Below are 17225 nucleotides of genomic sequence, written 5' to 3'. Positions count from 1 at the left end.
CCGGCCTACAGCTCGACGACGACCTTGCCCTTGGCGCGCCCGCGCTCCAGGTAGGCGAACGCGCGGGCGATGTCGGCGAACGGGAAGGTCCGGTCGACGACGGGGCGCACGTGGCCGCCGTCGACCAGGTCGGCCAGGGTGGCGAGGTCCGCACCGCTCGGGTGCATGAAGAGATAGCGGTAGCGCACGCCCGCGTGCCGGGCCCGGCGGCGGATCGCGGTGCTGGCCGCCCACAGGAGGGCCGCCTTGAGGGGTCCGGCGTCCAGGTCGACGCGCGCCGTCGTCGCGTCCGGGAGGCCGGCGACCGAGACGACCGTGCGGCCCGGCCGCAGGATGGTGAAGGCGTCGGTGAGGTCCTGCCCGCCGGTGAGGTCGAGCACGCCGTCGTAGTCGTGCAGGACGTCGGCGAACCGCTCGGCGCGGTAGTCCACCACCCGTGCGGCGCCGAGCGAGCGCACGAGGGCCGCGCCGCGGGCGGACGCCGTCGTCGTCACCTCGGCGCCGAGCCATACCGCGAGCTGGATCGCGAGGGTGCCGACGCCGCCCGCCCCGCCGGTGACGAGCACCCGGTCGCCGGGCGCCACCTTCAGCTCGTCGCGCAGGGCCTGCAACGCGGTCAGCCCCGCGAGGGGCAGCGACGCGGCCTCGACGAACCCGAGCGACGCGGGCATCGCCGCCACCAGGCTCTCGTGCACGGCGGCGTACGGGGCGAAGGCACCGAGGCGCCGCTTGTCGACCCGGGCGTGCACCCGGTTCCCCACCGCGAACCGCGTCACCCCGGGGCCGACGGCCGCCACCTCACCGGCCAGCTCGCTGCCCGCCACCAGGGGCAGGCGGAGCCGGGTGATGACCCGCAGGCCGCCGTCGCGCGTCTTGAAGTCGATCGGGTTCAGACCCGCGGCGCGCACCCGGACCAGCACCTCGCCAGGCCCTGCGACCGGGCGCGGCACCTCGCGCAGCTCCATCACGCCCGGGTGGCCGTAGCGCCTCAGCACGTACCCCTGCATCCTTCGTCCCCCTCCGTCGGTGGCCCGGCCCTCGCCACCGGGCGACCGCCCCCGGCGTCCGGCGCGCGCCGCGGGCCGCGCCCCCATAGCGTGACACCGCGACCGGGCAGCGCCACCTGCGGCGGGGCCCGGCCGTCGTGACGCACCCCACGTCCCGCAGCTCCCCGCGGGACGTCGCCCGCACCCCCGAGGAGGTACGGCCATGGCCGTCCAGGTCAGCATCGACAACTTCGCCCGCGCGGAGACGGACACGATGATCGCGAGGATGCTGCCGATGGTGGGCGGCCTCGGCACCTTCCACCACGACCGCGCCCTGGCCCCGCTCGACGAGCAGCCGGTGATCCGGCAGAACCGGGACACGCTGTACTCGGTGGCGGTCGTCGACCTGGGCGCGGGAGACGCGACGCTGACGGTGCCCGAGGTCGGCGACCGGTACCTGTCGGTGATGGTGATCAACCAGGACCACTACATCAACCGGGTCGTCCGCGAGGCCGGCTCGTCCGTCCTCTCCCGTGACGAGTTCGGCACGGACTACGTGGTCGTGGCGGCGCGGACGCTCTTCGACCCGACGAGCCCCGCCGACGTCGAGGAGGTGCACCGCCTCCAGGACGGCCTCGCCCTCGCCACCGCCGAGCAGCGCGAGTTCGTGCGCCCCGAGTACGACCCGGCCAGCCACCAGGAGGTGCGCGGGGCCCTGCTCACCCTCGGCCGCACGATGGGCGGCCTCGAGCACTGCTTCGGCCGGGCGGAGGACGTCGACCCGGTGCGGCACCTCGTCGGCACGGCGCTCGGGTGGGGCGGCCTGCCCGACGCCGAGGCGTCGTACCTGAACGTCGAGCCGCGGCTCCCGGTGGGCCGGTACACGATCACGTTCGACGACGTCCCCGCCGACGCGTTCTGGTCCCTCAGCGTCTACAACGCCGACGGCTACTTCGAGCCCGGCCCGAGCGGCCTGACCAACGTGAACTCCGTCTTCGCGACGCCGGACCCGGACGGCCGTGTCACGATCCACCTCGGCGACTGGCCCGACGACACGCCCCACCGCATCCCGCTGCCCGAGGGGTGGAACTTCACCGTCCGCCTGTACCGACCGCGGCTCGACGAGCTCGCCACCTGGACGGTCCCGCCCGTCGTGCCCGCCTGACTCCCGCCGAGGCCCGCGGTCCGGGTCGGCCGCTCAGCCGACCCGGACCCGGCCGTAGCCGACGGCGACGGCGGCGCCGGCGAGCGCGAACCCCGCCCACGCCCAGCCGCCGTGGGAGAGCGGCCCGGCGAGCAGCGCGCCCACGACGGACGACCCGACGACGCCGCCCACGGCGAGCGCCAGGCCGTTGACGCCGAACCGGGTGGCGACGGACGCGGCGGGCGCGCCCGCGGCGACGACCGCGCTCATCGCGGGCTGGAACACCATCTGCCCGAGCGTGAACACGACCATCCCCGCGACGAGCGACGCGACGCCCGGGCCGCCGCCGAGCACGGCGATGCCCGTCCCCATCGTCGCGACCCCGAGCGCGAGCACCAGGGGCAGCCGCAGCCGCGCCTGCAGCCATCGCGTGACAGGCACGGTGAGGACCAGGACGAGGACGGCCGCCGCCGCGTAGACCGCGCCGACCCCGACGCTGCTGCCGAGCACGGCGTCCAGCCGCAGCGGCACGACGAGCTGGAGCTGCGTGAAGACCGCCCACGCGGCGGCGTTGAGCAGGCACAGCGCGACGAGCGCGCGCCGCGCCTCGCGGCGCATCCCGCCGGTGGCCGGCGCGGGGGCGGCGTCGGCGGGCACCCCGGGCTCGCCGGTACCGGCAGGGGCGGCGTCGGGCTCGGCGGCCCGCCCGAGCCCGAACCAGGTGAGCGGCGCGGCGGCGAGGAAGAGCCCCGCCGCGACCCAGCACACGACGTCGAACCCGGTGGCCACGAGCAGCCCGCCGAGCAGCGGCCCGACGACGAACCCCGCGTTGCTCAACGCCTCGCGCCGGGCGAAGACGTCGGGCCGGGCGCCGCCGAGCCGCGCGTACGCGGCGTACGACGCGGGATGGAAGAGGGCGCCCCCGAGGCCGACGGCGACCCCCGCGGCGCCCACCGCGAGCGGCGTCGTCGCGAGGGCCAGCGCGCCGAAGCCGGCGGCCCGCACGAGCACGCCCGCCACGATGGTGCGGCGCACGCCCCACCGGTCCGCGAGGATCCCGGCCGGGAGCTGGAGCCCCTGCTGCGCACCGGCGCGGATCCCGGCGAGCAGCCCGACGAGGGCCAGGCCGAAACCCAGCCCGTCGGCCAGGTGCACGGCGAGCAGCGGCACGAGCACGTAGAAGCCCGTCGCCATGACGAACGTGTTGCCGTACAGGGCGAGCATCGCGCCCCGGGGAGGTGTCACCGCGGGCCGAGCACCCCCGCGAGCGCCGCGAGCTTGCGCGGCATGTCGTACGCCGCCCCGCCCTCGTGCCCGTTGTACGGGAAGACCTCGATCTCCGCCGGGCCGCCGTAGCGGTGGTAGGCCGCGAACACGGTGGACGGCGGGCAGATCTTGTCCATGAGCGCGACGGAGAACCAGCCGGGGCAGCGGGCGCGCGCGGCGAAGTTGGTGGCGTCGAAGTACGAGAGCGTGCGCATCACGTCCTCGACCTCGAACCGGTGCCCCTTGAGGTAGCGGGCGATCTCGGAGTACGGGCCCTCGTCGGTGATCTGCGACGCCCGCCGGTAGTGGCTGAGGAAGGGGACGTCGGCGATCACCCCGGCGAGGTCGTCGCGCAGGCCGGCGACGGCGAGCGCGAGCCCGCCCCCCTGGCTGCCGCCGAGCACCGCGACCCGGGTGGGGTCGAGTTCGGGCAGCGCCTTGACGGCGTCGACGGCGCGCACGGCGTCGGTGATGAGGCGCCGGTAGAAGTGCTTGGCCGGGTCCTCGATGCCGCGGGTGAGGAAGCCGGGCGACGACGACCCGTGCCCCTCGGGCGCGACGTCCGCGGTGTCGGCGGTCGTCTTGCCGCCGCCCCCCTGGCCCCGGTTGTCCATGACCAGGTGCGCGTACCCGGCCGCGGACCACGTGAGCCACTCCCACGGGACGCCGCGCCCGCCGTTGTACCCGATGTACTGCACGACGGCGGGCAGCGGCCCGGAGCGCTCGCGCGGGAGCAGCAGCCACGCCTTGACCGGCTGGCCCGCCCAGCCGGAGAACGTCACGTCGCGCACCTCGACGGTGGCGAGCCCGGCGTCGAACGGCACCTGCTCCGGCGCGGTGGCGGCGGCCGCCGCGGTATCGAGCGTCTGCTTCCAGAACGCGTCGAAGTCCGCGGGCTCCTCGGGCTCCGGGCGGTAGGCACGCAGGTCGTCGAGGGGCTTGTCGAAGAAGGCCATGCGGGTGCTCCTGGGTCGTGGTGGTGCGGGTCGTGGTGGTGCGGGTCGGGCGGTTCCGCCGTCAGGGGGCGGCGGGGCCGACGTCGGACCGCTCGAGGGGCGTCCGGGTCACGGGCGCGTCGGACACCTCGTCGGCGCCGACGTCGGGCCGCCGGTCGCGGGGCTGCCCGTCCATGTCGTCGACGAGGAACGGGTACGAGCCGACCGCGGCGTTCGTGGCCGGGCCGGGGCGCAGCCGCCACAGCCCGTCGGCGCGGACGAGCCGAGGGTCGGCGACGCGGACCTCGCGCGGCCCGACGTCGAGCCCGACGGTCGCGGCACCGGTCGGGTACGCGAGGTTCCCGGAGTACGTGATCCCCGCGGGCTGCTTGTGCTCCACGAAGAGCGGGCCGGCCGAACCGACGACGAGGTTGTCGGCCACGAGGGAGTCCACCGGCGGGTAGAGGTAGTTGGCGCCGACCTCGATGGTCGCGGCGTTGTCCACGAAGGTGTTGTGGACGACGGTCGCGCGGCGCACCCGCCAGTGCGCCGACGTCGAGCCGGAGCCGTCCACGTCGCCGCCGTCGACCTGGAGGGCGGCCGTGTACCCGGACCCGCGGAGGCCCTCGAAGTAGTTGCCGAACACGAGCTGGTCGTCGCCGTACAGCCGCACACCGCCGGTGCCGGGCTTGCCCTCGCCGAGGAAGACGTTGCCCTGGATGACGTTGCGGTCGCCGCGCCGGGCGACGAACGCGCCCGCCGACCGGCGCACCGTGTTGAACCGCACGGTGTTGTCGTCGCTCTTGATCGAGACGATCTCCGGGTCGGAGTCGGTGTTCTCGAACAGGTTGTGCTCGACGACGGCGAACGAGCTGGAGTCCGACAGCGCGGAGACGCCGAGCCGGATCGCCTCGCCGCCGTTGACCGGCTGCGCGGGGCTGTCCCCGAACCAGTTGTGGTCGATGCGGTCGTGCTGGGAGATCTGCGTGGCCCCGCCGTACACGGTGACGTAGTTGCCCATCAGCGTCTTGTCGTGGAAGGAGTTGTGGTCGATGCGGTGGTAGCCGCTGCCCTCCCCCGAGATCTGCAGCCAGTGCCGCGACGACGTCGGGTCGGCCGGCGGCTCGAACGTCAGCGCGACGTCGTTGCGCGTGAACCGCACGTGGGTGGACGCCGTGATCTTCAGCGTGGTGGCGTTCCGGAAGGTCAGCCCGCGCACCACGACGTGGCTCGACCGCGCGACCTCCAGCTGGCCGCCCGTGACGACCGCGCCGCCGAGGGTGGCGGCCTCGACGACGACCGGCGCGTCGGCGGTGCCCGCCTTGTCGGCCAGCTTGACCATCGTGTACTCGCCGTCGGCCAGCACGATGCGGTCGCCGGGCAGGGCCGCCTTGAACGCGGCCGCCAGCTCGGCGCTGGTGCCCACGCGGACGGTGCGCAGCGGCGCGGGGTCGGCGTCGTCCGCGGCTGCGGGCGAGGAGCCCGCGCCGACGGCGGGGGCCGGGGTCTCGGCGAGCGCGGGCGCCGCGCAGCCGAGGGAGAGCCCGAGCGCGAGGGCGAGAGGCAGCGCGAGGTGCTTCTTCATGGTTCCTCCAGGAGTCTCGGGACGGTCAGACGAACGAGGCGGTGACGGTGGCGCCGGCCAGGCCGGCGGTGGCGGCGACGAGGCGCCAGCCCGCGCCGCGCCGGGTGACGGTCACGCCGGGGTCGGCGGACACGCACCGCAGCCCGCCGCGGTTGAGGTCGACGACGACCTGGTCGCGGGTCTGGGTGGGGTCGCTCAGCGCGACGGTCGTGGGCCGGGTCCACTCGGTGCCGCCCGTCTCGTGCACGACGACGGAGGCGGGGCCGTCGGCGTGCAGCGACCCGCCCTCCCCCGGCACTCCCGCGCCGACCGGCACCGACGCGGGCGCCCAGAAGTTGGCCGCGATCGTGCCGCCGAGGGCGACCGCGTGCACGTCGGCGTCCTGCCCGATGATCCGCAGCCCTGGGGCGGTGCCGCAGGCCTCCGCGAACGCGCGGGTGCCGTCGGCGTCGGCCGCGGGGAGCATGACGTAGGCGTACGAGGCGTCCGCGGGCGCGGCGCCGTGGTCGAGCCACGCCGTGACGTACGGGCGGGTCACCGGGGTGTCCGTGCCGTACTTGATGTTGATCTCGCGCCAGGTGTGCGTGCGGTCCTCGCGCAGGGCGTGCAGCCGGGCGCCGCCGGGGAACACGTAGCCCGCCGTGCCGGACAGGTGGCACCAGCGCACGTCGTCGAGCGCCACCGACCACCCGTTCCCGATCGGCTGGGCCGCGCCGTCGATCACCAGCGCGGCCCCGTCGCGGACCTTGCGGTTCTCGACGACCGTCTCGACGCCGCCCGCCGCGGGCGCCGTGATGCCGGAGCCGACGCAGACCACGACGTCGTCGATGAGGAACCAGCTCTTGAGGGCCCGCAGGTCGGAGCCGCGGGCGCGCAGGTCCTGCCCGTACGCGCCGACCGTGGCGCCCGGCACGGCGGCCCCGCCCACCCAGGTGGCCTCGTTCGTCTCCCGGAAGTTCGCGCTGTTCGCGAGGCGCGCCGTGTCGACGGTGGTGCCGGGCAGGCGGTAGGGGTCGACGGTGGGCCAGTAGTCCTCGCTGTAGTGGCCGAGGTCGTCGGTGTACAGCAGCACCATGCCGTCGGACAGGTGCCAGCCGTGCAGGTTCTCGTTCTGGATGGACTCGTAGTTGTACACGCGGGCCGAGTACGCGCTGACGCTCAGCGCGAAGCCCGGCCGGTGGTGCACCGCCTTGTCCATCGCGGGGTACTGCCGGTGCGCCACCAGCGCGCCGCGCGGCGTCGGCGACGCCGCGAGCAGCGCGTTCGCGGCGACGACGGACGCGGGCGTCGTGGCGGCGAGGAAGTCGCGGTAGGTGTCCTCGGCGATCCACTGCGCCACCAGCGACGTGAGGGTCGCGGCCTGCGCCTCGGGCGCGGAGGGGATGAGCCGCAGCGTGCCCTCGACGACGGTCTGCGTGGCCGCGTGCCCCTGCTTGCTGGGCCGCGCGATCTCGCGCCCGCACACCGACGCGACCATGTCGCCGCGCACCATCAGCGGGTCGAAGGCGTCGGTGACCCACGCGTAGACGTTGTCCAGCGCCGGGTCGGTGACCTGCCAGGGCGAGTCACCGAGCAGGTGCAGCAGCGACGACAGCGTGCCCAGCAGCTCCTTGCCGTAGCCGCCGTTGTACGGATGCTTCCAGTGCTGGAGGAACGAGCCGTCGCGGAAGAAGCCCTCCCCCGTGCCCTCGCCCTCGGCGGTGCCGCCGTCGACGAACGCCAGCACGCTGTTGGCGCCGCCGCCCTCGACGTCGCTGAGCGCGTCGCGCACGCGGCCCAGCGCGGCCTGGTCGCCGTCGAGGCTCGCCCGGACGGCGACGACGGTCGCGATCCACACCCGGTTGGCGCCCGTGGCGATCTGCCGGTCCGCGCGCCACAGGTTCGGGTCGGGCGTGTAGTGGTCGATGGCGGCGGTGCTGCGGGCCAGCGCGTCGCCCAGGTGGCCGCGCAGCACGACCAGCGCGTCGGCGAGCGCCGACGCCGAGCCGATCTCCCAGTCCCAGTCGTTGTCGAAGCGCGGGATGCCGGGCCCGTAGACGTGGTCGTGCATCCAGGAGATGCCGTCGGCGACGGCGTCCGCCACGGCGGCGTCGCCCGCGACCGACGTCCCCGGCGTCGCCCACGCGACCGCGATCGATCGCAGCCGCTTGAACGTCGTGGTGACGGTGTTGGACCTCGTCCAGTCCGCCAGGTCGGGCCACAGGGACGCGCGGCCGGCGGAGCGGTCGAGCGTCGCGAGGACGGTCGTGGCCGCCCGGTCGACGCGGCGTACGGCGGCCTTGACGTGCGCGTCCGCCAGGTCGAGGCCCGGGCCGCCGGTCTGCAGCGCCGCCCAGCGCTCGACGAGCTCCGTGGCGGTCGAGGCGGGCACGGCGCGGGCGGGCAGGGGCAGCGCGGGGGCCAGCGCGGCGGCCCCGGCGAGGGCGCCGAAGCCGCGCAGCACCGACCGGCGGCTGGGTGCGGGCGCCCGGTGGGCAGGCGTGGTCACGGTGTCGTTCTCCATCACGGTCCCTCTCGTCGTCGAGCAGGTGGGTGGAACGGCGGTGCGGGTGGGTGGTGTGCGGGGAGGGTCGGGCATCAGGTCGGGCGTCAGGTCGGGCGTCAGCCCAGGAGGGCGCGGCGGGTGACGGCGGCGGCCATCGCCGCGGCACCCGCGGAGGTGGGGTGCAGCCCGTCGCCGCTGTCGAAGGCGGGCGCGAGGCGCGCCGCGTCGGCCGGGTCGGCGAGCACGGAGGCCAGGTCGGCGACAGCGTCGAAGGCGTCTCCGCCGCGGCCCGCCTCGGCGAGGAGGGCCGCGTTGACGACCCGGCGCTCGTCCTCGAGCGCCGGGGTCCAGCGCTGCCAGCCGCCGAACGGCGTGATGGTCGTGCCGACCACGCGCAGCCCCCGGTCGCGGGCGCGCAGCACGAGCTGGCGGTACCCGGCGAGCAGCACCGCGGGGTCGGTCTGGCTGGGCGGCTGCTGCAGGTCGTTGACGCCGAGCACCACGAGCAGCGTGTCGACCCCGGGCAGGGCCAGGGCGTCGCGGTCCAGGCGGGCCTGCCCGCTCGGGCCGAACCGCTCGTCGTCGAGCAGCACGCGGTTGCCGCTGATGCCGAGGTTCGCGACGCCCACCGGGCCGCCGCGCTCCGCGAGACGCCGGGCGAGGTGGTCGGTGAAGCGCTCGTCGGCGTCGTCGGGCGTGCCCACGCCCTCGGTGATCGAGTCGCCCAGCACGGCGACGCCGGGCACGCCGGGCCGCTCGACGTCCACGCCGACCAGCAGCACGGCCGACCGCGTCGTCTCCGCGCCGTCGTAGCCCGGGCCCGGGTCGCCGGTGAGGTCGCCCCGGCCGACGTACCCCGTCGCGTGCGTGTTGCGGTGAAAGCTGAGCGGGCCGGTGGGGCCGGGCAGGTGCACGCTGACGACCAGGTCGCCGCCGTCCGGGACGGCGATCCGCACCGCGTCGCTGACGAGCGTCGCGCCCGCGGCGAGCAGCGCGCCGGGCTCTCCGCCGAAGGTGAGCGTGGTGACGGTGGCCGGGTCGACGGCGGCGCCCGGGCCCGTGAGGCCCACCGCACGACGCGCGACGGTCACCGCCCCGACCCGCACCGGCGCCGTGGAGAAGGTGCCGGCGAGGCGCACGCGCAGCGCACCCGTCCGGCGGGTGCCGGCGCTGAGCCGCAGCACGTGCCGCACGGTGCGGTCGGTGACGCCGCCCAGCACGAGCGGGTCGGTCGCCGTGGGGCGGGTGTGCGCGGTGGTCCACGACGGCACCCACGTCGTCGTGCGCGACCGGGCCGCGGCGGTGTCCGCGAGCGCGGCGACGCCGTCGAGCGCCGTGGCGCGCGGCGCGAGGAGCAGCGCGCCGGTGGTGGCGAGCGCGCCGGCGAGCAGCGAGCGCCGGGCGACGGCGCCGGGGCGAGGAACGGCCTGGGCGGTGGTGCCGGTCATGCGTCGTCCTCCGTCTGGTCGAGGATCACGAGCCCCACCAGGACGGGGACGCTCGCGCACAGCAGCAGGGGGCCCGCGGGGACCACGAGCGAGAACACGGGCGTCGCGACGGCGGCGCCCAGCAGGGCGGTGCCGCGCGGCACCGAGGCGAACGCGAACCACAGCGCGCCGGGCACCCAGGTGCGGACGCTGCCCTCCGGGCGGGCCGCCGCGACCACCGCGAGCGCCAGGTGGTACGGCACGGACGCCACGAGCAGGCCGAGCGCCAGCATCACGAGGACGACGGCGGCCGGGCCGGAGCGCCCGACGAGGAACACGACGTCGACCACCAGCAGCGCGAGCGCCGCCGTCGACGCCACCGCGTGCCCGAGCAGCGGCCGCCAGTAGACGCCGAACGCCCGGAAGACGCCCGTGAACGACCGGCCGTCGCCCTCGGTGCGCCAGGCGCGGAGGGTGTGTCCGACGGCGGCGAGCGCCGGGAGCCACGTGACGACCCCGAGGCAGAGGATCGCGAACGCCGCGCCTGCCGCCACCGGGTGCGCCAGCCACTCCAGCCAGCCCAGGAACGTCTGCGACCACCGGCGCGAGCGGTCCTGCCGCGCGGGCGCCGGAGCGGCCGTCACCGCTGCCCCGCGAGCGGGAGGACGGCGGTGACCTCGGCGTCGCCGTCGAGCCCGGTGCGGTCGAGGAGCACCCGGCCGTCGAGCTCGACGCGCCGTGCCCCGACCACGGCGACCCGGTCGCCCGCGACCAGCACCGCGCGCGCCAGCGCCGTCACGCCGTCGGCCTCGATCGCGCCGTCCGGCCCGGCGAGGTGCACCCGCTCGCCCCCGCCCAGCTCCACCCCGACCTCCGCGGCGAGCGGGGGGAGGAGGCGGGCGGTGGACGGCGTCGGGCGGAAGGCGTCGAACGGCTCGATCGTCGTGACGGCGAGCAGGTCGCGCGACGCGGGCGGCGTGACGCGCAGCGTGTGCAGCCGCCGCGTCACGACCAGCGACGGTGTGCTCGACGTCGGGTTGGCCGCCACGTCGGTGACGACCTGCTCGGCGTGCGCGCCGCCCGCGGCGTGGGTGGTGAGCCACGCGCCGGCGCGGCCGTTCCGCAGCACCCGCCGCACGGCCCCCTCACGAGCGAGGCCGCCGTCCTCCCCGTCGCCGATGCCGTCGTGCGGCACGCCGAGGTCGACGGGCTCGCTCGGGTGGTCGGCGTGCAGCAGCACGGTCCACCCGCGCTCCTCGGCGGCGTGCCCGCGGTCGACGACGACGGTGCGCCCGGACGGCATGACGACCAGCGTGCGCTCCAGCGACTCGACGCCCAGCTCGGCCGGGTACATCCGCCCGGTGCGGGCGCGGCCGTGCAGGAAGCCGCCCTCGGCGAGCACGTCCACCATGTCGGCGGTGCGGTCCGGCGGGGCGTCGGCGTAGACGTGGTACCGCCCCTCGCCCGCGAAGCCGTGCCCGTCGACGAGCACGAGGTTGTGGTGCCCGGCGCGCTTCTGGTTGGAGTAGCCCTCGTCGACCAGCAGCCACGCGCCGCGCGACGCGAGCACGAACGACCCGGCGTCGGGGTGGTGGTGCCCGGCGCTGAGGGTGTCCCAGCCGCGCTCGGCGTCGATCCGGCGCGACGTGTCCCAGGCGGTGTGCCCGCCGCCGGGCGACGACTTGAACGACACGAGCGTGGCGTCGTCGTCCCACGACGTGCGGTGCACCAGCAGCCCGAGGTCCTCGAACGCCGCCTGCGCGGGGACGGACGTGGCAGGGTCGACCGGCGCCACGGAGGCGTCGTACCAGAGCAGCTCGGCCCAGGCCTCGGGCAGCACGCCGGGCCTCACGCCGCTCTCGTACGCCTCGCGCCAGAAGAACCGGTCCGCCACCGTGTCGGCCAGCCACTGCGCCTCGCCGATCCCGTACCGCGCGGCCAGGATCCGGTACAGGGCCACGCTGTGCCCGCTGCGCCGGTCGTGGCAGTCGCCGTGGTCGACGATCTCCTCGTAGCCGGGCGCGGCCTGGTGCAGCCGGTAGAAGAAGGTGCGCGCCAGGAACCGGCACCGGTCCCACCAGTCCACGCCCTCGGCGTCCTGGAGCAGGTCGAGGTAGGTCGCGAGCCACGGCACGCCGTAGCGCCAGTAGACGACGCCCTCCATGTCGGAGCCGTCCGCCGGCAGCACGTCGACGACGGTCGACATCGCCGCCTTGGCGCGCTCCGTCCAGGCCCGGACGCCGAGCGCGTAGCCGACGGTCGCGAGCCCGGTGTGGCAGATCCAGTGGTGGTTCTGCCAGAACGAGCTGGACCACCAGCCGCCCTCGCTCGCGACGGCGAAGTCGAACAGCCGCTGCCCCTGGAGCTCGAGCTTGGCGCGCAGCGCCTCGCGCCGCAGCGGCTCGAGGTCGTCACCCAGCCAGGAGTAGGCCAGCGACAGCCCGTGCAGGATCCACCCCGCGTCGAGGTCGTGGTCGGGCAGGTGCGCGCGGCCCCAGTGGTCGAAGGACACGGCCGCCGAGATCCAGCGCCACGCCTCCTCGAGGTAGTGCCGCTGGCCCGTGAGCCGGTACGCGAGCGCGAGGTTCGCGGCCGCCGGCCCCAGGTACGTGATGCTCGCCAGCGGGTGCTCCGTCGGGGGCGCCGTGCGGCGGTACAGGTCGCACTGCTCCGCCAGCCGGCGCCACTGCGGCGCGAGGTCGCCGTCCAGCCGGGACCGCAGGTCGGCCAGCCGGGCCTCGTCGAGCAGCAGCATCCGGGCGGGGGCGATCGTCTCAGTCATCCGTCGTCTCCGTCGGCAGCGGGTGGACGTCGACGGCGCCGTCGGCGCGGTGCACGCGCACCTCGGTCGCGTCGAGCTCGACGCCCGTCACCTCGGCGCCCCGAGCGTCGTCCTCCGCCTGGTACACCGAGACCCACGTCGCCGACCTCGCGGCCTCGGCGGCCCAGTCGACGTGCGACCGCTCGCGCTGCGGGTCGTCCGCCGGGCCGGGTCCGGGGGCGACGACGGCGCGCACGGGCACCGTCCCGCCCGGTCCGCCCGCGCGGGCGACGTGCACGCCGTCGAGCGCCTCGGCGCCGCGCCAGGCGGTGCGCACCACGTCGCCGTCGACGCGCACGCCGAGCGGCACGTCTGGCCGCAGCCCGAGCGTGAGCCGCCGGGGGCGGTCGGCGCGGGCGTGCGCGACGTCGAGCAGGTAGCCGTCGCCGAGGACGACGTGCCGCACGGCGCGGGCGCCGTCGTACCAGGCCGTGGCGTCGCCGCGGACCTCCACGGTCAGCGACCGCTCGGCGCGGGCCAGCAGGCGGCCGGTCGCCTCCGCGGGGTCGGCGTCGTCGACCCGGACCACCGGGTGCGCGGCCGCCGACGCGTAGTGCGCCCGCCAGGCCGGGTGCCCGTACGGCACCTGGCCCGGGTCGGGATGCCACGGCGCGGTGCGCCCGAACAGGGCGAGCGCGAGCTTGTCGTGGTGGCCGTGCCCCGCGCCGTGCGGGCCGTGGTCGAGCACGGCGTGGATCCCCGCCCCGCGCAGGACGGCGATCCCCACCTCCTCGTCCACGGTCACGGCCGGGCGCGGCGCGCGCGCCACGGCCAGCGGCGGCCCGGCGAACCACGTCGTCCGGCGCAGCTCGTCCTCGAGGCCGTCCGTGGGCTCGTCGTCGCCGTCCCCGGCGGCGGCCTCCGTGCGGGCGTGCGCGGCGACGGCGGCCAGCCCGGCGTCGGCGACGAAGCCGTCCGCCAGCGCGGCCAGCTCCGTCCACTCCAGCGCGAGGGCGGGTCGGGAGTACGGGCCGTCGTGCACGGACGGCAGCACGCCACCGTCGGTCGCGAGGCCGGCGAGCACGTCGACCATCGCGACCAGCCGGTCGCGGGCCTCGGCGGGCAGCGCCGCCGGGTCGGTGCCGCGCAGGGACAGCAGGTAGGCCCGCACCACGAAGCCGTGGTAGTACGTGCTGGCCTCCCACTCCCAGCCGCCGCGGGTGCTGGCCGCGAGCGCGTGGGCGAGCTGCCCGTGCTCCCCGGCGAGCCACTCGTCGTCGGCGACGGCGGGCGCCTCCCGGTCCCCGCGCACCAGCGCGGCGGCCCGGCTGCACACCCGGCCGGCGGCGTTGAGCCAGGCCGTGTAGTTGGAGGTGAACCTCCCGTCGGCCACCAGGCGGCCGCGGGCGGCGCGGGCCGCCTCGGCCGTCGCGTCGAGCATCCCCAGCACGGGGGCCAGGTCGCCCGCCCGGTCCGGGTCCGCCTCCGCGAGCGACCACACCGCGTGCCCGACCGACACGGCCCAGATGGCGTCGGTGAGCGCCTGGTGGAACAGCCGCCCCCGCAGCATCCAGTCCTGCGCGCGCTCGTGCTCGCCCCCGCCCGCCACCTCGGCGTAGACGTCGGCGTAGGCCACGAGCAGCGCCACCGCCTGCGCCCGCGTCCCCTCGTCCCCCGTGCGGGCCGCCCGGTGCGCGAGCACCCGGGCCCGCCGTGCCCACGCCTGGTGGCTGAGCACCAGCCAGGCGCCGCGCACCAGCTCCGTGTCGACGACGCAGCCGTGCGGGCAGCGCACACCGCCCGCGGGCGGCACCGGCCCGGGGATCCCCGCGTGGGAGAGCTCCGCGCCGTGCGCCGGGCAGACGAGGTCGTGCCACCAGCCGCCGCGCTCGCGGGGGAGGCCGGCCGCGACGTCGACGTCGTCCGAGGCGGGGTCCGAGGTGACGGGGGCGAGGGAGGTCATCGCGGCCAGGTCCCCCCGTCGATGTCGAGGGTGGTGCCGGTGATGTACGACGCCTCGCGCGAGGCCAGGTACTGCACCGCCGCCGCGACGTCCTCCACGGTGCCGGCACGCCCGATCGGCGTGCCCGCGACCATCTTCTGCTGCGCCTCGTCGGTGCTGAACCTGCCGTGGAACGCCGTGTCGGCGATGTACCCCGGGGCCACGGCGTTGACGGTGACGCCCTGCGGCCCGAGCTCCTTGGCGAGGCCCTTGACGAAGCCGCGCACGGCCGCCTTCGCCGCCGCGTAGACGACCGACCCCGGCCCGCCGCCGTTGTGCGCGGCGAGCGACGACATCGCCACGATGCGCGGCCGCTCCGACTCCAGCAGGTGCGGGATCGCGGCCCGCGTCGTGCGGAAGGTCGCGCCGAGGTTGACGTCGACCACGGACTCGTAGTGGTCGTCGCTCATCTCGGCCACGGGCACGCGGCCCACGAGGTGCCCAGCGTTGCAGACCACGACGTCGAGCCCGCCGAGGAAGGCGACGGCGTCGGCGACGAGCCGGTCCACGTCCTGCGTGGAGGTGACGTCGGCCTGCAGGGCGACCGCCTTGCGTCCCAGCGCCTCGATGTCCGCCACGGTCCGCGCGGCCGCGTCGGCCGAGCTGCCGTAGTGCACCACGACGTCCGCCCCCGCGGCGGCCAGCCCGAGCGCGACCCCGCGCCCGATCCCGTGCCCCGCGCCCGTGACGAGCACCTTCGCGTCCGTCATGTCCATCGCCATTCGCTTGCCTCTCTGTCCCACGGGCGACCGCTCGCCGCCCGTCACTTGATGCCCGCGTTCGCGAAGCCGCGGACGAAGTACTTCTGCCCCAGCAGGAAGAGCGCCACCATCGGCAGCGTGGCCAGCGTGGTGCCGGCCATGAGGAACGCCCACTGGGTGTCGTTCTCGGTGCGGAACACCGACAGGCCCACCTGGATCACGCGCATCGAGTCGGTGCGCGTCACGAGCAGCGGCCACAGGAAGTTGTTCCAGGAGCTCTCGAACGTCAGCAGCGCCACGGTGATGAACGCCGGCTTGACCAGCGGCGTCATGATCCGCGCCCAGATGCCGAGCTCGCTCACGCCGTCGAGGCGGGCGGCCTCCTCCAGCTCCACCGGCAGGTCCAGGTAGAACTGCCGGAACAGGAAGACGGCGAACGGCGTCACGGCGCCCGGGACGATGAGCGCCCACCAGGTGTCGAGCCAGCCGGTGCCGCCCTGCCCGAGGATGTCGTTGCCCCCGAACAGCGGCATGAACCGCACGATGAGGAACTCGGGGATGATCTTCGTGTAGGTGGGGATCATCAGCGCCGCGACGAACCCGAGGAACACCAGCTCCGAGCCGCGGAAGCGCAGCCGGGCCAGCGCGTAGCCCGCCATCGACGCGACCAGCAGGTTGATGGTCGTGTGGCTCACGGCGATGATCAGGCTGTTGCGCGCGTAGGTGAGGAACGGCGCCGCGGCCAGCGCGTCCGCGTAGTTGCCCCACGCCCACTCGGTGGGCAGGAACGTGGGCGGGCTCGCCGCGATGTCCGCCGGCGTCTTGAGGGACGTCAGCACCATCCACACGAACGGCACCACCATGACGACGGCGATGACGCCCAGCGCCACGTAGAGGGCGGCCCGCGAGAGCCGGCGGCGCGACGCCGGGGAGCGCCCGACGACGTCGAGCGTCGTGCGCGGCGAGGTCGCCGCGAGATCAATGCCGGCCACTGTCGCCTCCGTTGAGCCGTCGGTTCGCGAGGGTCAGGAGCAGCAGGAAGACGAACAGGATGATCGACTGGGCGCACGCGTAGCCGACGCGGAACTCCCGGAACGCCGACTTGTAGATCTCGTACGTCATCATCGTGGTCGTGTTCGCCGGCCCGCCGTCCGTGAGGATGTAGATGAGGTCGAACGCCTGGAAGGCGGAGATGACCGAGGTGACGAAGACGAAGAACGTGGCGGGCTTGAGCAGCGGCAGCGTGATGCTGAAGAACTGCCGGGTCTTCGACGCCCCGTCCACCGACGCCGCCTCGTAGACGTCCTTCGGCAGGGACTGCAGCGCCGCCAGGTAGATGAGCATCTTCAGGCCGATGCCCTGCCAGATGCCGACGACGATCACGGACGGCATCGCCCACGTGGTCGACGACAGCCAGTTCTGCGCCGGGATCCCGAAGAAGCCGAGCACGGCGTTGAGCAGCCCGTTGCGCGGGTCGTAGATCCACAGCCACACCAGCGCGACGGCGATGGTCGCCGTCACCTGCGGGATGAACACCGCGGTGCGGAACAGCGCCCGGGCGCGCAGCTGCGTGTCGAGCATCAGCGCGATGAGGAGCGCGATGCCCATCGCCACCGGGACGGTGAAGAACGCGTAGACCAGCGTGTTGACCATGCCCCGGCGGAACACCGGGTCGGTCAGCGCGTCCACGTAGTTCTGGATCCCGTTGAAGCGCGGCTGCGTGAGCACGTCGTAGTTGGTGAACGACAGCACGAACGCCGCGATCACCGGGATGCCGATCCAGACCAGCGCGTGCAGGAACGCCGGCGCGACCATGAGCATGCCGGCGCGGCGGCGGGCCGCCCCCGCCCGCCGGCGCCGGGGCGCGGGCGAGCGGGGCGGGACGACGGGTGGTGCGCTCACGTCGCGCGGCGCGGAGACGACGGCCACGACG

Annotated in this window: 13 protein-coding genes; 1 reads left to right on the top strand and 12 read right to left on the bottom strand. The window is 75.5% G+C overall.

What is annotated here, in order from left to right; translation table 11 throughout:
* Nucleotides 1-5: 5 nt before the first annotated feature.
* Nucleotides 6-995 (bottom strand): NADP-dependent oxidoreductase, encoded by a 990-nt coding sequence (locus ACFQ80_RS09840; protein WP_430563516.1) that lies wholly within the window; start codon nt 993-995, stop codon nt 6-8.
* 214 nt (nt 996-1209) lie between these two features.
* Between ACFQ80_RS09840 and ACFQ80_RS09835 the strand changes: the two genes are divergently transcribed.
* Complete coding sequence (locus ACFQ80_RS09835; protein ID WP_430563515.1) at nt 1210-2151, top strand: DUF1254 domain-containing protein; 942 nt, start codon at nt 1210-1212, stop codon at nt 2149-2151.
* A gap of 33 nt (nt 2152-2184) precedes the next feature.
* Here ACFQ80_RS09835 and ACFQ80_RS09830 read toward each other — a convergent pair whose 3' ends face one another.
* The 11 genes from ACFQ80_RS09830 to ACFQ80_RS09780 all read right to left on the bottom strand — a co-directional run bounded on the left by ACFQ80_RS09830 (nt 2185) and on the right by ACFQ80_RS09780 (nt 17221).
* Nucleotides 2185-3375: an MFS transporter gene (locus ACFQ80_RS09830; RefSeq protein WP_430563514.1), complete on the bottom strand. Its 1191-nt coding sequence runs from the start codon at nt 3373-3375 to the stop codon at nt 2185-2187.
* Nucleotides 3372-4352: an acetylxylan esterase gene (locus tag ACFQ80_RS09825; protein WP_430563513.1), complete on the bottom strand. Its 981-nt coding sequence runs from the start codon at nt 4350-4352 to the stop codon at nt 3372-3374. Before ACFQ80_RS09825 ends, ACFQ80_RS09830 begins: the two co-directional genes overlap by 4 nt.
* Before the next feature lie 61 nt (nt 4353-4413).
* On the bottom strand, nt 4414-5916 hold the full coding sequence (locus ACFQ80_RS09820; RefSeq protein ID WP_430563512.1) for a polysaccharide lyase 6 family protein: 1503 nt from the start codon (nt 5914-5916) through the stop codon (nt 4414-4416).
* Nucleotides 5917-5941: 25 nt separating this feature from the next.
* Entirely contained in the window at nt 5942-8404 is a 2463-nt protein-coding gene (locus ACFQ80_RS09815; RefSeq protein WP_430563511.1) for a polysaccharide lyase 8 family protein, read from the bottom strand.
* A 113-nt stretch (nt 8405-8517) separates the two neighbouring features.
* Complete coding sequence (locus ACFQ80_RS09810) at nt 8518-9849, bottom strand: GDSL-type esterase/lipase family protein (protein WP_430563510.1); 1332 nt, start codon at nt 9847-9849, stop codon at nt 8518-8520.
* Nucleotides 9846-10472 carry a DUF624 domain-containing protein gene (locus ACFQ80_RS09805; RefSeq protein WP_430549088.1) on the bottom strand — a complete coding sequence of 209 codons (627 nt, stop codon included), beginning with the start codon at nt 10470-10472 and terminating at the stop codon, nt 9846-9848. The genes ACFQ80_RS09810 and ACFQ80_RS09805 overlap by 4 nt, the downstream gene beginning before the upstream one ends.
* The gene (locus ACFQ80_RS09800; RefSeq protein WP_430563509.1) at nt 10469-12610 is read right to left on the bottom strand and encodes a DUF4962 domain-containing protein; all 2142 of its coding nucleotides are present in this window, start codon (nt 12608-12610) and stop codon (nt 10469-10471) included. The genes ACFQ80_RS09805 and ACFQ80_RS09800 overlap by 4 nt, the downstream gene beginning before the upstream one ends.
* The gene (locus ACFQ80_RS09795; protein ID WP_430563508.1) at nt 12603-14552 is read right to left on the bottom strand and encodes a heparinase II/III family protein; all 1950 of its coding nucleotides are present in this window, start codon (nt 14550-14552) and stop codon (nt 12603-12605) included. The genes ACFQ80_RS09800 and ACFQ80_RS09795 overlap by 8 nt, the downstream gene beginning before the upstream one ends.
* Nucleotides 14549-15301 (bottom strand): SDR family NAD(P)-dependent oxidoreductase, encoded by a 753-nt coding sequence (locus ACFQ80_RS09790; protein WP_430563507.1) that lies wholly within the window; start codon nt 15299-15301, stop codon nt 14549-14551. The genes ACFQ80_RS09795 and ACFQ80_RS09790 overlap by 4 nt, the downstream gene beginning before the upstream one ends.
* Before the next feature lie 53 nt (nt 15302-15354).
* The gene (locus ACFQ80_RS09785) at nt 15355-16284 is read right to left on the bottom strand and encodes a carbohydrate ABC transporter permease (RefSeq protein ID WP_430549092.1); all 930 of its coding nucleotides are present in this window, start codon (nt 16282-16284) and stop codon (nt 15355-15357) included.
* On the bottom strand, nt 16271-17221 hold the full coding sequence (locus ACFQ80_RS09780) for a carbohydrate ABC transporter permease (RefSeq protein WP_430549093.1): 951 nt from the start codon (nt 17219-17221) through the stop codon (nt 16271-16273). The genes ACFQ80_RS09785 and ACFQ80_RS09780 overlap by 14 nt, the downstream gene beginning before the upstream one ends.
* Nucleotides 17222-17225: the final 4 nt, after the last annotated feature.

Origin of the sequence: Isoptericola sp. NPDC056578, from assembly GCF_042793275.1 — a bacterium.
In the GTDB taxonomy this organism is placed as follows: Bacteria; Actinomycetota; Actinomycetes; order Actinomycetales; family Cellulomonadaceae; genus Isoptericola.
The sequence above is the reverse complement of the archived record's forward strand: the minus strand, read 5'-3'. Positions and strand labels throughout refer to the sequence as shown.